At 69.6% G+C, this 13,258-nt stretch carries 18 protein-coding genes; 5 read left to right on the top strand and 13 right to left on the bottom strand.

The genetic code is table 11. From position 1 onward, the window contains the following. A complete protein-coding gene (locus tag PSS76_RS22535) occupies nt 1-939 on the top strand; it encodes a serine hydrolase (RefSeq protein WP_064057845.1) in 939 nt (312 codons plus the stop codon). Here the strand turns inward: PSS76_RS22535 and PSS76_RS22540 are convergent. The 5 genes from PSS76_RS22540 to rpsP all read right to left on the bottom strand — a co-directional run bounded on the left by PSS76_RS22540 (nt 893) and on the right by rpsP (nt 4,378). Continuing rightward, the gene (locus tag PSS76_RS22540) at nt 893-2,326 is read right to left on the bottom strand and encodes a flavin monoamine oxidase family protein (protein ID WP_337456640.1); all 1,434 of its coding nucleotides are present in this window, start codon (nt 2,324-2,326) and stop codon (nt 893-895) included. The genes PSS76_RS22535 and PSS76_RS22540 overlap by 47 nt on opposite strands. A 78-nt stretch (nt 2,327-2,404) precedes the next feature. Further along, nucleotides 2,405-3,103 (bottom strand): tRNA (guanosine(37)-N1)-methyltransferase TrmD, encoded by a 699-nt coding sequence (gene trmD / locus PSS76_RS22545; RefSeq protein ID WP_005513944.1) that lies wholly within the window; start codon nt 3,101-3,103, stop codon nt 2,405-2,407. 10 nt (nt 3,104-3,113) lie between these two features. After that, entirely contained in the window at nt 3,114-3,680 is a 567-nt protein-coding gene (gene rimM, locus PSS76_RS22550) for a ribosome maturation factor RimM (RefSeq protein ID WP_084980329.1), read from the bottom strand. 6 nt (nt 3,681-3,686) lie between these two features. Next, entirely contained in the window at nt 3,687-3,929 is a 243-nt protein-coding gene (locus PSS76_RS22555; protein ID WP_005513947.1) for an RNA-binding protein, read from the bottom strand. Beyond that, nucleotides 3,929-4,378, bottom strand: a complete 450-nt coding sequence (gene rpsP / locus PSS76_RS22560; RefSeq protein ID WP_013415658.1) for a 30S ribosomal protein S16 — start codon at nt 4,376-4,378, stop codon at nt 3,929-3,931. The genes PSS76_RS22555 and rpsP overlap by 1 nt, the downstream gene beginning before the upstream one ends. A 267-nt stretch (nt 4,379-4,645) precedes the next feature. Here rpsP and PSS76_RS22565 point away from each other — a divergent pair, with 267 nt between their 5' ends. Next, nucleotides 4,646-5,053, top strand: a complete 408-nt coding sequence (locus tag PSS76_RS22565) for a transcriptional regulator (protein WP_084963450.1) — start codon at nt 4,646-4,648, stop codon at nt 5,051-5,053. After that, the gene (locus tag PSS76_RS22570; RefSeq protein ID WP_013415656.1) at nt 5,050-5,430 is read left to right on the top strand and encodes a DUF3817 domain-containing protein; all 381 of its coding nucleotides are present in this window, start codon (nt 5,050-5,052) and stop codon (nt 5,428-5,430) included. The genes PSS76_RS22565 and PSS76_RS22570 overlap by 4 nt, the downstream gene beginning before the upstream one ends. A 79-nt stretch (nt 5,431-5,509) precedes the next feature. Here the strand turns inward: PSS76_RS22570 and rdgB are convergent, their stop codons facing one another. The 7 genes from rdgB to clpS all read right to left on the bottom strand — a co-directional run bounded on the left by rdgB (nt 5,510) and on the right by clpS (nt 10,589). Then, nucleotides 5,510-6,121 carry an RdgB/HAM1 family non-canonical purine NTP pyrophosphatase gene (rdgB, locus tag PSS76_RS22575; protein WP_084963452.1) on the bottom strand — a complete coding sequence of 204 codons (612 nt, stop codon included), beginning with the start codon at nt 6,119-6,121 and terminating at the stop codon, nt 5,510-5,512. Next, nucleotides 6,118-6,900, bottom strand: coding sequence for a ribonuclease PH (rph, locus tag PSS76_RS22580; RefSeq protein ID WP_005513956.1), 783 nt, complete (start codon nt 6,898-6,900; stop codon nt 6,118-6,120). The genes rdgB and rph overlap by 4 nt, the downstream gene beginning before the upstream one ends. 20 nt (nt 6,901-6,920) lie before the next feature. Beyond that, entirely contained in the window at nt 6,921-7,679 is a 759-nt protein-coding gene (locus PSS76_RS22585; protein ID WP_022595244.1) for a cyclic nucleotide-degrading phosphodiesterase, read from the bottom strand. A 123-nt stretch (nt 7,680-7,802) separates the two neighbouring features. Then, a complete protein-coding gene (locus PSS76_RS22590; RefSeq protein ID WP_084980143.1) occupies nt 7,803-8,483 on the bottom strand; it encodes a rhomboid family intramembrane serine protease in 681 nt (226 codons plus the stop codon). A gap of 34 nt (nt 8,484-8,517) precedes the next feature. Further along, a complete protein-coding gene (locus PSS76_RS22595) occupies nt 8,518-9,606 on the bottom strand; it encodes a P1 family peptidase (RefSeq protein ID WP_084963456.1) in 1,089 nt (362 codons plus the stop codon). Then, the gene (gene aosR / locus PSS76_RS22600) at nt 9,603-10,184 is read right to left on the bottom strand and encodes an oxidative stress transcriptional regulator AosR (RefSeq protein WP_005513965.1); all 582 of its coding nucleotides are present in this window, start codon (nt 10,182-10,184) and stop codon (nt 9,603-9,605) included. The genes PSS76_RS22595 and aosR overlap by 4 nt, the downstream gene beginning before the upstream one ends. A gap of 48 nt (nt 10,185-10,232) precedes the next feature. After that, nucleotides 10,233-10,589 carry an ATP-dependent Clp protease adapter ClpS gene (clpS, locus tag PSS76_RS22605; protein ID WP_005513967.1) on the bottom strand — a complete coding sequence of 119 codons (357 nt, stop codon included), beginning with the start codon at nt 10,587-10,589 and terminating at the stop codon, nt 10,233-10,235. A 70-nt stretch (nt 10,590-10,659) separates the two neighbouring features. Here clpS and PSS76_RS22610 point away from each other — a divergent pair, with 70 nt between their 5' ends. Further along, the gene (locus PSS76_RS22610; RefSeq protein WP_337456641.1) at nt 10,660-12,027 is read left to right on the top strand and encodes a nicotinate phosphoribosyltransferase; all 1,368 of its coding nucleotides are present in this window, start codon (nt 10,660-10,662) and stop codon (nt 12,025-12,027) included. Continuing rightward, a complete protein-coding gene (locus PSS76_RS22615) occupies nt 12,024-12,611 on the top strand; it encodes an isochorismatase family protein (protein ID WP_064076732.1) in 588 nt (195 codons plus the stop codon). The genes PSS76_RS22610 and PSS76_RS22615 overlap by 4 nt, the downstream gene beginning before the upstream one ends. Nucleotides 12,612-12,624: 13 nt before the next feature. Here the strand turns inward: PSS76_RS22615 and PSS76_RS22620 are convergent, their stop codons facing one another. Next, complete coding sequence (locus PSS76_RS22620) at nt 12,625-13,245, bottom strand: TetR/AcrR family transcriptional regulator (RefSeq protein ID WP_337456642.1); 621 nt, start codon at nt 13,243-13,245, stop codon at nt 12,625-12,627. Nucleotides 13,246-13,258: the final 13 nt, after the last annotated feature.

The raw sequence follows: 13,258 nt of genomic DNA on the forward strand, positions 1-13,258 counted from the left end.
ATGGCGAGGGTGCGCTGGCGCCTCGCGGGGGCCTGCGCGACCGCTCTGCTGGCCGCGGGCTGCATGTTCACCCACGACCCCAACGACCCGGCGGCAGCGTTCGCCGCCGACACCGTGCAGACGGTCACCGAGACGCCGGCGGGCACGCTCGACGAGCGGATGACCCGGGCGGTGGACGACGCACTCGCCCGCGGCGCCGACGTGTCGATCGCGCTCCTCGACCGGCGGGAGGGCACGTACTCCGCGGTCGCGGACGCCACGTCGTTTCCCACCGCCTCGGTCGTCAAGCTCTTCATCGCCGACGACGTGCTGTTCCGCGAGGCCCGCGCCGAACACGAGCTCACCCCCGAGGAGCACGACCTCATCGGCCGGATGCTCGAACGCTCCGACGACGACGCCGCGAACACACTGTGGAACGAGTACGGCGGTCCCGAGATCGTCGAGGACGTCGTGGGCCGATACCAACTCACCGCGACCACCACGCCGTACGACGACAACTGGTGGAACACCGAGACCACCCCCGCCGACCTCGTCGACTACTACGCGGGACTGCTCGACGGGCGCGGCGGACTCGACGACGGCCGGCGCACCGAGATCCTCACACACCTGCGTGCCTCGAACGCCACCTCCACCGAGGGCTACGACCAACGCTTCGGCCTGCCCGACGGCCTCGGTGCGGAGACCACGCTCGCCGTCAAGCAGGGCTGGATGTGCTGCATCGACGACCGCTGGACCCACGTGTCGACGGGCATCGTCGGCGAGGACGACCGCTACGTGCTGGTCGTCGTCTCCCGGGAGGACCTCGACTACGGCGACGACGACGCCGACTACCCCGACACGTCCCTGACTGCGGCGGTGGACGACGTCAGCGCGGCCCACGCCCGCGAAACCGTCACCGAGGTCGTGCGAACGGTGTTCCCGCTGCAGCGGATCGCCTAGGCCGTTCCTCGCGCCGGCTGCGCCCGGCGTGCACCGGGTCGTCGGCCGCGAGCACCTCGCGGGCGGCCCGCTCCCCCGAACGCACCGCGCCGTCGACCCATCCGCACATCACCGCGGAACTCTCCGTGCCGGCCCAGTGGATGCGCCCACACGGCGACCGCAGCGCAGGGCCGAACTGGGTGAGCACCCCGGTGGGTGCATGGCTGAGCATGCCTCCGCCGGAGTACCTTTCGGCGCTCCAGTCCTGCTCGATATAGTCGACAGGCGTGGCCGCGTCGTGGCCGAACCGTTCGGCGAGGGCACCGAGAACCGCGGTGCGACGCTCCGACGCCGCGAGCCTGCCCAATTCCCGCGCACGAGGCCCCTCGACGATCACACACAACACCCCCGGCCGCGGCGCGTCCGTACCCGCGTCGATCGTCACCATCGCCGGCGAGTCGGGCGCGGCGGACTGCCCCGACAGGCCGTCGGCGCGCCAGAACGGTTCGTCGTAGACGACCGAGATCTTCCGGATCGCACCGCTCGGCATCCGCTGGTGCAGGAACGTCCGGTCGACCGGGAGCAGCGGCTCGTACCGAATCTGCCCGGCCACCGCGATCGGCACCGCAACGATGGCCCGCCGCGCCCGGACCGACACGTGGTCGGTGGTGACGGTGACACCGGAGGCGTCCTGCGCGATCGTGTGCACAGGCTGCGAAAGGTGCAGGGAGCGACCGAGTTCGGCGGCCATGGGCCGATAGATCGCCCCCATGCCGCCGACAGGGCGGGAGTCCTGTGCCGCGTCCGCGACCCCCAGGACGAATCCCGGGCCACCGCCGGACGCCATCTGATACAGCACGAACAGGAAGGACACCTCCGACGCCGCGGACGTGTAGCACCCGGCGATCGCCATCTCGAGCAGTTGGCGCGCCGGCTTCGACAGCACATTGTCGTCCAGCCACTTCGCGAGACTGATCCGGTCCCATTCGACCGCCCGCTTCGCCTCCCACGGCGCGTCGAGTGGAACGGTCTTGCACAGTTCCCCGAGTTCGAGAAAAACCGTGCCGAGATTCGCGACCGCCCACGGACTCATCGTCATCGGGATCGTGCCCTGATAGCGGTACTTCCTACCGTCGACCACCATCATCGCGTCGCCACCGGTGTACTGCTTGTACCTCGACACCCCGAACTCGGACATCAACGCGAGGATGCGGTCCTGGCCGGGGCCGACCCACGCACCGCCCCGGTCGATCCAGGTTCCGTCGGCGCGGGTCTCGGTGAAGGTGCGCCCGCCGATGCGGTCCCGGGCGTCGAGCAGGACCACGGAGCGGCCCGCCTGTTTCAGGCGCAGAGCCGCAGTCAGACCCGCGAACCCAGCTCCCACCACGCAAAAGTCGACGTCTGTCATTGCCGGTCACCTCGAGTTCCTGCCTACTCGCGTGACCCACTCCAGGTCAAAGGCCCGGCGAAACCGATCGGGAACCGATCAGGAAAGGAGATCGGGACGACGCTCGGCCGTCCGCTGCAGCGACTGCTCCCGCCGCCACGCCGCGACCTTGGCGTGATCCCCCGACAGGAGGATCGGCGGGACGTCGAGCCCGCGCCAGCTGACGGGACGGGTGTAGCTCGGCCCTTCGAGGAGGCCGTCGGAGAACGAATCCTCTTGGTGGGACTGCTGATTGCCGAGCACACCCGGGAGCAGGCGGACGACGGCCTCGACCATGACGAGGACCGCGGCCTCGCCGCCGATGAGGACGTAGTCGCCGATCGAGACCTCCTCGACCCGCACCCGACGGGCAGCGTCGTCGAACACGCGCTGGTCGATGCCCTCGTACCGTCCGCACGCGAAGACCAGGTGCTTCTCTTCCGCCCAGCGGTGGGCGGTGGCCTGAGTGAAGGGCACACCGGCGGGGGTCGGCACCACGAGGAGGGCCTCGGAATCGGGCTCGCCGTTCTCGTCGGTGAGGACCTCGTCGAGCGCGTCGCCCCACACGGTCGGCTTCATGACCATGCCGGGGCCGCCTCCGTAAGGCGAGTCGTCGACGGCTTTGTGTACATCGTGGGTCCAGCGTCGCAGGTCGTGGACGCCGACGGAGATCAGCCCCTTGTCGATCGCCTTGCCCAGGAGCGCCGCACGGAGCGGCTCGAGGTACTCGGGGAAGATCGTGACTACGTCGAGACGCACGGTGGTTCGGTCACTCCTCGTTGCGGCTGTCGCCGAAGTCGGGGTCCAGCAAGCCCTCCGGCGGATCGATCTCGATGAGGCCGTCGGCCACCGAGACGGTGGGCACGATCGCCGTGACGAACGGGACGAGCAGTTCGCCGGATGTCTGCCCCTCCGGGCGGATCGACAGCAATTCACCTGCCGCAGAATGCAATACCTCGAGCACGGTGCCCACCGGAGTGCCGGCATCGGGGCGGCCGGCGGCCATCCGCACGGTCAACCCCTCGAGCTCGTGATCGTAGAACTCGTCCGGATCGTCGGACGGGGTGAGATCAGCGGTGTCGATCACGAACAGCGTGCCGCGCAGATTGTCCGCCGCGGTGCGATCGGCTATGCCCTCGAGGCGCAGCAGAAGCCGCCCGGAATGCTCCCGGGCGGCTTCCACCGTGTATGTGTGCAGCTTGTTCTCGCGCGGCTTGCGGCCACGCAGTTCGGCACCGACGGCGAAGCGCTCCTCGGGTTCGTCCGTACGAACCTCGACGACCAGCTCTCCCCTGATGCCGTGCGACTTGGCGACGCGGCCTACGACGAGTTCCACTGCGTACTACAGATCGGTGTCGACGACGTCGACGCGGATCCCGCGGCCTCCGATACCGGAGACGAGGGTCCGCAGGGCGGTCGCGGTACGACCACCGCGACCGATCACCTTACCGAGATCGTCGGGGTGCACATGCACCTCGACGGTACGTCCCCGACGCCCCGTGATCAGCTCGACGCGAACGTCGTCGGGGTTGGCGACGATCCCACGGACGAGATGCTCGACGGCATCGGCGACAACGGCGCTCATTACTCGGCAGCCTCGGCGGACTCGGCGTCGGCAGCGGGAGCCTCCGCGGCCTCTTCCTTGGCGGCCTTCTTCTTCTTGGGGGTGATGGCCTCGGAGACCGGCTCGTTCTCGGCCTGCGCCAGCGCAGCCTGGAACAGCTCCAGCTTGGTGGGCTTGGCTTCCTTGGTGCGCAGGGTGCCCTCGGCGCCCGGCAGACCCTTGAACTTCTGCCAGTCGCCCGTGATCTTGAGCAGGGCCTCGACGGGCTCGGTCGGCTGCGCGCCGACGCCCAGCCAGTACTGTGCGCGCTCCGAGTCGATCTCGATCAGAGACGGCTCTTCCTTCGGGTGGTACTTGCCGATGGTCTCGATCGCACGGCCGTCGCGGCGGGTGCGGGAATCCGCGACGATGATCCGGTACTGCGCGTTGCGGATCTTGCCGAGGCGGGTGAGCTTGATCTTGACAGCCATTACGCTGTGCATCTCCTTCAGCACGCACACCTGTGCGCACATGTCACGTGCAATTCAGCGACCCACCAGGATGGTGAGTCCGGTTTTGCCTCTCTCCTGTGACCGCCGCGCGGTACGTAACCGGATGCGACGAACAGCGGTTGATTCTGCCAGACGACCCACCGCGAACGGAAACGCAGTCCACGCGACCGCTGCGCCGCAGCTCAGGTGACCAGAACCACCGAGGACCCCTACGGGGACCAGCCTCACCTCGGGTACCGTCGAAGTGTGGCCCGAACTCGTCGAAAAAGCCGGCCGGCACTGATCGTGCTGGTCGTCGTCGCATCGCTCGGATGCCTGGCGCTCGGCTGGTGGCAATGGATGCGTTTCGAGTCCGTCGGCGGCACCGGCCAGAACCTCGGCTACGCATTCCAGTGGCCGCTCTTCGCGGCGTTCGTCGTGTACGCGTACCGACGCTTCGTGCAGCTCGAGGACGGCGACGCCCAGGTCGGCGGATCCGCCACCGCGGACGCCGAACCGACGGAGGTCCCCGAGGGGCTCCTCCCGGAGCGCCCCAAAGCGCCGACCACGACCGACCCCAGCGATCTCGACGACTCCGACGCCCGGCAGATGCTCGAGTACAACGATTACCTCGCCGAGCTCTCCGCTCGCGAGCCCGATAGGAGCGACAAGTGAGCGGCGGCCCCCACGAGACCACCCCACAGCAGACCGCGACCGCAGCGGCGCCCACGCCGCAGGACAACAAGAAGATCGCGTCGGCCCTGCTTCGCTACCGCGTTCTCGCCTACGCGACGGGTATCTGGCTTCTCGTCCTCACGGCCGAGATGGTCGCGAAGTACATCTTCAGCGTCGACAACCTCCCCACCTGGATCGCGATCGTCCACGGCTGGGTCTACTTCGTGTACCTGATCCTCACCATCGACCTCGCGGTGAAGGTGCGCTGGCCCGCGGGTCGCACGATCGGCACGCTGCTCGCCGGCACCATCCCGTTCCTGTCGTTCTTCGTCGAGCACTGGCGCACGCAGCAGGTCAAGAAGGACTTCGGCGTCTGAAGCGGCGCCACCGCACTCACAGACACGCGCAGGGCCCGTCCGATCGGACGGGCCCTGCGCGTGTCTGTGAGGTTCGCGGTCAGCCGTGGGCCAGCGCCGCGAGAGCCGGCACCAGCTGAGCCAGCGCGAGGCCACGGTGCGACGCGGCGTCCTTCTCCTGCGGGGACAGCTCCGCCGACGTCCGCCGGTCACCCTCGGGCTCGAATACGGGGTCATAGCCGAAGCCATTGTCACCGCGAGGCTCTCGCACGATCCGCCCACGCCATTCGCCCCGCACGACGACGGTGTCCTGTCCGGGGATGGCGAGTGCGCACGCCGACACGAACGCCGCACCGCGTCGCTCGTCGGGCACGTCCGCCAGCTGTCCGAGCAGCAGCGCGGTGTTGGCGTCGTCGTCGCCGTGACGACCGCTCCACCGCGCCGACAGCACGCCGGGCATCCCGTTCAGCGCGTCGACCTCGAGTCCGGAATCGTCGGCGACGCACGGCAGCCCGGTGGCCGCCGCGCCGTCCACGGCCTTGACGATCGCGTTCTCCTCGAACGTCGCGCCGGTCTCCGGGGTCTCGGGAAACTCCGGTACCTCGTCGAGCCCGATCACCTCGAGTCCCTCGATTCCGGCGGCCGCCAGGACGCGACGGAGCTCACCGAGCTTCTTGGCATTCCGGCTGGCGACCAGGATCTTCCCGCTCAACTGCCGAACGCCTTCTTCTTGGGCTCGGTCGCCTCGGGCAGCACGCCCGGGTACGGCTCGGCGAGTGCGGCCTGCTGGATCGCGAACAGCTGTTCGCAGCCGGCGAGCGCGGAGTCGAGCAGCTTGTCGAGCGTCGAGCGCGGGAACGTCGCCCCCTCGCCGGTCCCCTGGATCTCGACGAGCGTGCCCGTGTCGGTCGCGACGACGTTCATGTCGACCTCCGCGCGCGAATCCTCCTCGTACGGCAGGTCCAGGCGGACACGGCCGTCGACGACGCCGACGCTGACCGCGGCGATGGCACACGAGATAGGCTGCGGGTCCGCCAGGCGGCCCGCGGCACGCAGGTAGGTCACGGCGTCGACGAGCGCGACGTAGGCGCCGGTGATGGCGGCGGTGCGGGTACCACCGTCGGCCTGCAACACGTCGCAGTCGATCGCGATGGTGTTCTCACCGATCGCGGCGAGATCGATGCATGCGCGCAGCGAGCGGCCGACCAGCCGACTGATCTCCTGCGTGCGCCCGCCGACCTTGCCCTTGACCGACTCGCGACCGCTGCGCGTGTGGGTGGCCGCGGGCAGCATCGCGTACTCGGCGGTGAGCCAGCCCAGCCCCGAACCCTTCCGCCAGCGCGGCACACCTTCTTCGACGCTCGCGGTGCACATGACCCGCGTGTTGCCGAACTCGACCAGCACCGACCCTGCGGGATGGTTGGTGAATCCCCGGGTGATCCGAACCTCGCGGAGTTCGTCGTCCGTCCTACCGTCTTCTCGTGTCGTCACGACCGAGAGCCTAGTCGGGGTCAGACGGTGTAGACGTCCCCGGCCGACACGGCATGCACCGGGCCGGAGAACTCGGCCTTCGCCTCGGCGATGACGTCCTCGCGGGACGTCCACGGCGGGATGTGGGTGAGCAGGAGTTCGCCGACGCCGGCCCGGGCGGCGACCCGACCGGCCTCGGTGCCGGAGAGATGGATGCCCTCGGGGCGGTCGGGGCTGTGCGTCCACGACGCCTCGGACAGCAGCACGTCGGCGTCGCGTGCCAGGTCGACGACGGCGTCGCACATGCCGGTGTCGCCGGTGTACGCGAGGACCCGGCCGGCCTTGCTGGTGACGCGGAAACCGTAGGACTCCGGCGGATGGTTCACCCGGAACGCCTGGACCGCGATCTCGCCGATCTCGGCGACGTGGCCGTCGGACCAGCTGCGCAGATCGATGGTGTCGGAGATGTCGTCGAGTTCACCGCCGCACTCGGCCGATGCCACCCCGATGCGGCACGCGCTGTCGGTCGGGCCGTAGACGAGTGCGCGTCCGCTCGGCGGGGTGGGATGGTAGCGCCGCCAGACGAGCAGGCCGGGCATGTCGAGGCAGTGGTCGGCGTGCAGGTGCGAGAGCAGGATCGTGGCCTCGCCGGGATCGGCGTGCTTCTGCAGGGCGCCGAGGACGCCGGGCCCGAAATCCATGACGACCGGCGGAGTGCCGGGAGCGGTCAACAAGTAGCCCGAAGCAGCCGAGTCGGGTCCGGAGACGCTGCCCGAACATCCCAGGACCGTAATGCGCATGCAAACTATGCTGCCACGCGTACCCGGATCTCAAAAAGCTTCGGGCACTTTCGGTGGCGTCAACTCACATTCGACGCGCGATTGTGATGCGTCGATACGCTGGTCGGCGGTGTGACGGTCGAGTCAGCGCAGCGGCCGCGCGCTCCCGGCGGAACCGATCGTCCCGGCCTCCGGAGCACCCTTGCGGGCGTCGGCGGACAGGATCCAGGCGGCGACGACACCGCCGATCGCGCCGAACAGGTGCCCCTGCCACGAGATTCCGTACTGCCCGGGCAGCACCCCCCAGAGCATGCCGCCGTAGACGAACAGCACCGCCACGCCGAGCGCGATCTGCCCGAAACTCCTCGTGAAGATGCCGCGTACCAGCAGGAAGGTGAGCCACCCGAAGATCAGCACGGAGGCGCCGAGATGCGCGGTTCCTACGCCACCGGTCAACCATGTGCCGACGCCACCGATCACCCAGATGATCCCGGTTGCGGCGAGGCCGCGACCGATGCCCGACATCAACACCAAGAAGCCGAGGACCAGCAGCGGCACGGTGTTGGCCAGCAGGTGGCCCCATCCGTAGTGCAGCATGGGGGCGAAGAGGATTCCCCACAAACCGTCGAGCGTGCGCGGTTCGACTCCCCACTGGTCCAGTGGGTTCTTCGGCGCGATCGTGTCGAACGCCTCCAGGACGTAGAGGACGACCGCGAACCCGCCGACGGTCATCGCGGCCCGCTGCCACAGCGGGCGCGGAACGCGGGGCGGGGTCACGCGCACTTCGGATCCGGTGCTCACGGAACCGAGCGTACCGACCACCACCGACCGGCGACCGGTGGCGAACGGTGCCCGCCGCCTAGCCGGAGGTCCCGAACGCCGACGGGAACACGTCCCGGTAGCCGGGGATCCCGGCGACGGTGGTGGCCGAGAGGATCGCATCGACGATCGCCCGTTCGACGCACTGCGCCGCGGCGGTGCACACCGCGTCGAGGATCGGCAGTTCGCGCGGGAACGCCGCGGGGACACCGTCGGGCAGCGGCGTCTCGTGGGTTCCGGTGGCGAGGGCGAAGATCGTGTCGCCGTCGAGCGGGGAATGCGCGGGCCGGATCGCCCGAGCCATGCCGTCGTGCCCCGCGACCGCGACCCGGCGGCACGACGCCTTCGACAGCTTCGCGTCGGTGGCGACGACGCCGATGGTCGTGTTGAGCACCGTGCCCTTCGCGGCCAGCGCGTTCGCGGCGGACAACTCCTCGGGGGACGGCAGGCGCATGCCGCGCCGTTCGGCGTCCGCGAGGGAAAGTCCCCACGGCAGTCCCGTCTCCGGATCCCACACGGAGCCCACCGGATTCGCGACCAGCAGCGCCGACACCGTGATGCCGTCGGCCGGGCCGCCCTCGATGACAGCGCTTGCGGTGCCGACTCCGCCCTTGAGCACGCCCGCCCGGGCGCCGGTACCCGCGCCGACGCAGCCGGTCGTGACGGTCGTGTCCGCGCGGTCCGCGGCCCGGTAGCCGAAGTCGGCCGTGGGCCGGATCCGCCAGTCGCCGACGGGGAGATCGAACACGACCGCGCCCGGCACGATCGGGACGACCTGGCCGGGCGCGCCCATCGGGATGCCGTGCTGGTGCTCCTCGAGCCATCGCATGACGCCGTCGGCTGCGACCAGCCCGTACGCGCTGCCACCGGAGAGCAGCACCGCGTGCACCTGCTGCACGGAGTGGCTGGGGTCGAGCAGGTCGGTTTCGCGGGTGCCGGGGCCGCCCCCGCGGACGTCCACGCCGGCGGTTGCGCCCGCCGGCGCCAGCACGACGGTGCATCCGGTGGCGCCCCCCGCCCCGAGGGTCGCGTCCGTGTCGAGGACGTAGTCGTGACCGACCAGAACGCCCGTCACGTCGCACAGCGAATCGGTCGGTCCGGTCCGGACCGACGTGCCGGGCGCCGTCACGCGATCAGCGCCTGGACGAGGGAGTCCTGCATCCACGTCAACCAGTGGTAGACGTCGTAGTGCGGGGCCCGCGGATCGTCCGGGTCCACCTCGTCGGGGGTGTCGGAGTCGATGCCGAGGTTCGTGCCGAGCGCGAGGCGGACGTCGTTGAGTCCGGCCAGCCACGCGTCCGCCTGCTCGGGCGTGAGGACGACCTTGCCGCCCTCGGCGGGAACGGTCTGCAGGATGACGGATCCGGCGGCGAGCTTGTCGTCGATGATGTCGGGCTCGTGGAGGCTACGCAGTGCGCTGTTGACGTTGCCGCGCTCGGTGTCGTCGCCGGAGTCGGCCTTGTCCGGGTCCGGACGTTGGAAGTCCGGCAGCAGCCGGGCGAGCACCTCGTCCGACGGGGTTTCGGAGTTGCCGGTCCGCAGTCCCGTGAGAGCAGCCAGTTCGTCGGTGGGCGCCGACGCCGCGCGCTCCTCGAGGAGTCCGGACACCGAGGTCACCAGAGACCTCAGCACCGCCGCCTCGTGGGCGTCCATCTCCGAACGGAGTTTCAGTCCGCCGAGCGAGTTCTTCCTGGTCCAAGTCCGCACGTCTGTACCCGGGATCCTTACCGTCGAGAGGGATGGATGGAGGAGGGTCTAGCTGTCGTCCCGCTGCATCGTCGCCCACAGGCCGGCGGCGTGAAGTTTCCGGACATCGTTCTCGACTTTATCGCGAGAACCGCTGGATACGACCGCTTTGCCTTCCTTATGAACCTGCATCATCAGATCCGTCGCCTTGGCTTTGCTGTAGCCGAAGAGCTTCTGGAAGATGTACGTCACGTAGTGCATGAGGTTGACCGGGTCGTCCCAGACGACGGTTACCCAGGGGCGATCCTGCGCCTCGACCGTCTCCTCGATCTCGGCCTCCGCGGGCGAGACCTGGGGCGCTGCAGCGGGCATCTTGCCGACCGGAAGTGTCGTCGGGAAAGTTGTCATCGTCGAACACGGCGCCATGGGTCCAGGGTACGGCGTAGCCATCGAACCCGACACCCGCGGCCGGGGTCCGAATCGTAGAGTTGGCCCTGTGGCAACCGTTCCCGCATCCCGTGACGTCGACACGTCCAGTACAGCCCTCTTCACCGACCAGTACGAGCTCACGATGCTCGAGGCGGCGCTCGCGGACGGTTCCGGCCACCGGCAGTGCAGCTTCGAGGTCTTCGCCCGACGACTGCCCGACGGCCGCCGGTACGGCGTGGTCGCGGGCATGGGACGCATCGCGGACGCCTTGTCGCGCTTCCGTTTCGGCGAGCCGGAACTCGAGATCGTGGGCCGCTTCCTCGACGCCGCGACGGTGCGGTGGTTGCGGGACTTCCGGTTCTCCGGCGACATCGACGGCTACCGCGAGGGCGACCTGTACTTCCCCGGGTCGCCCATTCTCTCGGTCCGCGGGACGTTCGCCGAATGTGTCCTACTCGAGACGCTGGTGTTGTCGATCCTCAACCACGACAGCGCGATCGCGTCGGCCGCCGCCCGGATGGTCAGCGCGGCGGACGGCCGCCGGATGATCGAGATGGGCTCGCGCCGCGCCCACGAGGAGTCCGCCGTCGCGTGCGCGCGCGCCGCGTATCTGGCGGGCTTCGACGCCACCTCGAATCTCGAAGCGGTACGCAGGCACGGCGTCCCCGGTGCAGGCACCAGCGCCCACGCCTTCACGCTCCTGCACACCGACGACGGTGTCCCGGACGAAGTGGGCGCCTTCCGGTCGCAGGTCGCGGCGCTCGGCGTCGGCACGACGCTGCTCGTCGACACGTACGACATCACCCGCGGTGTCGAGAACGCCGTGGCCGCGGCGGGCACGGGCCTCGGGGGCGTGCGGATCGACTCGGGCGATCTCGGCGTGCTCGCGCGTCAGGTCCGCGAGCAGCTCGACGGCCTCGGGGCGACAGGCACCCGGATCGTGGTGTCCGGGGACCTGGACGAGTATGCGATCGCCGCGCTGCGCGCCGAACCCGTCGACTCGTACGGCGTCGGAACGTCACTCGTGACGGGATCGGGTGCTCCGACCGCCGGGATGGTCTACAAACTCGTCGAGGTCGAGGGCGTGCCGGTCGAGAAGCGCAGCAGCAACAAGCAGTCCCGGGGCGGCACCAAACGCGCGATGCGCCTGAGCCGGGCGTCGGGCACGATCGTCGAAGAGGTGCTCTACCGGGCGGGCGCCGCAGCGCCGGACACCGCCGGTCTCGAGTCCCGGGAGTTGCTCGTCCCGATGGTGCGCGCGGGCGAGCTCGTCGACGACCTTCCCACGCTCGACGAGGCCCGGGCCCTGCTCGCCGCGAACCTGGTGAGCCTGCCGTGGGAGGGGCTCAAGTTGTCGCACGGCGACCCCGCCGTACCCACCCGATTCGCGTCGACCGAGCCGATCGCGGCGGTTGCCGAGGGAGGAGTGAAGTGACCGGCACGGCACTCGTCGTCACCGACGTCCAGAACGACTTCTGCGAGGGCGGTGCACTCGCCGTCGCGGGCGGTGCGGCAGTGGCCGCCGCGATCGAGGAGCTGTACTCCGACCACGGCTACAGCGCGATCGTCGCGACCCGCGACAACCACATCGACCCGGGCGACCACTTCTCCGAGACCCCGGACTTCGTCGACAGCTGGCCGCCGCACTGCGTGGCCGGGACGCCGGGCGCCGATTTCCATCCGGCACTCGGGACCGATGCGATCGAGGAGACCTTCTCGAAGGGCGAGCGCAGCGCCGCGTACTCGGGCTTCGAGGGTGTCTCGCCGTCCGGCGAGTCGCTCGCCGACTGGTTGCGCCGGCACGACATCGACGCCGTCGATGTCGTCGGGATCGCGACCGATCACTGCGTCCGGGCGACGGCGCTGGACTCCGCCACCGAGGGCTTCCGCACCCGCGTGCTGCTCCCCTTTACCGCGGGCGTGTCCCCCGCCACCGTCGAGGCGGCATTGGCCGAGCTCGACGCGGCCGGCGTCGAGCTGGTCGGCCGCCTCTCCGAGCCGGGAGACGCCGCGCCCTGACGCCTCCGAGTCCTCAGCGGTGCGCGGTGGACGTGAACTGATGTGTCGCCGCGTCGACGATCTCGGTCGGCGTGACGGTGATCTCCTCGTTCAACCATGCGGTGACCAGTTCGACCAGACCGCCGACGAACAGCAGTCCTGCGATCTCGCCCTGCAACGGCGGCCAGGCGCGGTCGCCGTACATGCGTGCAGCCTCGTCGGCGACCATCTGGGCAAAACCCCGCAGTGCGGCGCGGCGGTGAGTGCGCAGAGGTTCGACAGCGGCGGACTCGATGAGCGCGAACCGGCCCTTTCGGGGGTCTTCGGTGAGGATGGTGACGAACGAGGCGATGGCATTGCGGACACGCTGCTCCAGCGTCCCGGTGTCGGCGTGCAGCGCATCGAGTCCGCGGCGCCGGACCTCCTCCACGATGCCGTCCAGGACGGTCTGCAGGAGTTCGTCCCTGCTGGTGAAGCTCTCGTAGAAATATCTCTCGGTGAGTTTGGCGCGTGCACAGATGGCAGTCATGGTGGCGCCGCTGATCCCGCCCGCCGCGAACACGTCCAGCCCCGCCTCGAGCAGGCTCTCGCGCCGCCGCGCGGTGCGTTGGTCACCGCTGAGACCGGCGTAGCGGCGCGGGAGGGAGGAAGCCATGGATCGATATTGA

Source organism: Prescottella sp. D32 (genome assembly GCF_037287305.1).
Classification (GTDB): domain Bacteria; phylum Actinomycetota; class Actinomycetes; order Mycobacteriales; family Mycobacteriaceae; genus Prescottella; species Prescottella equi.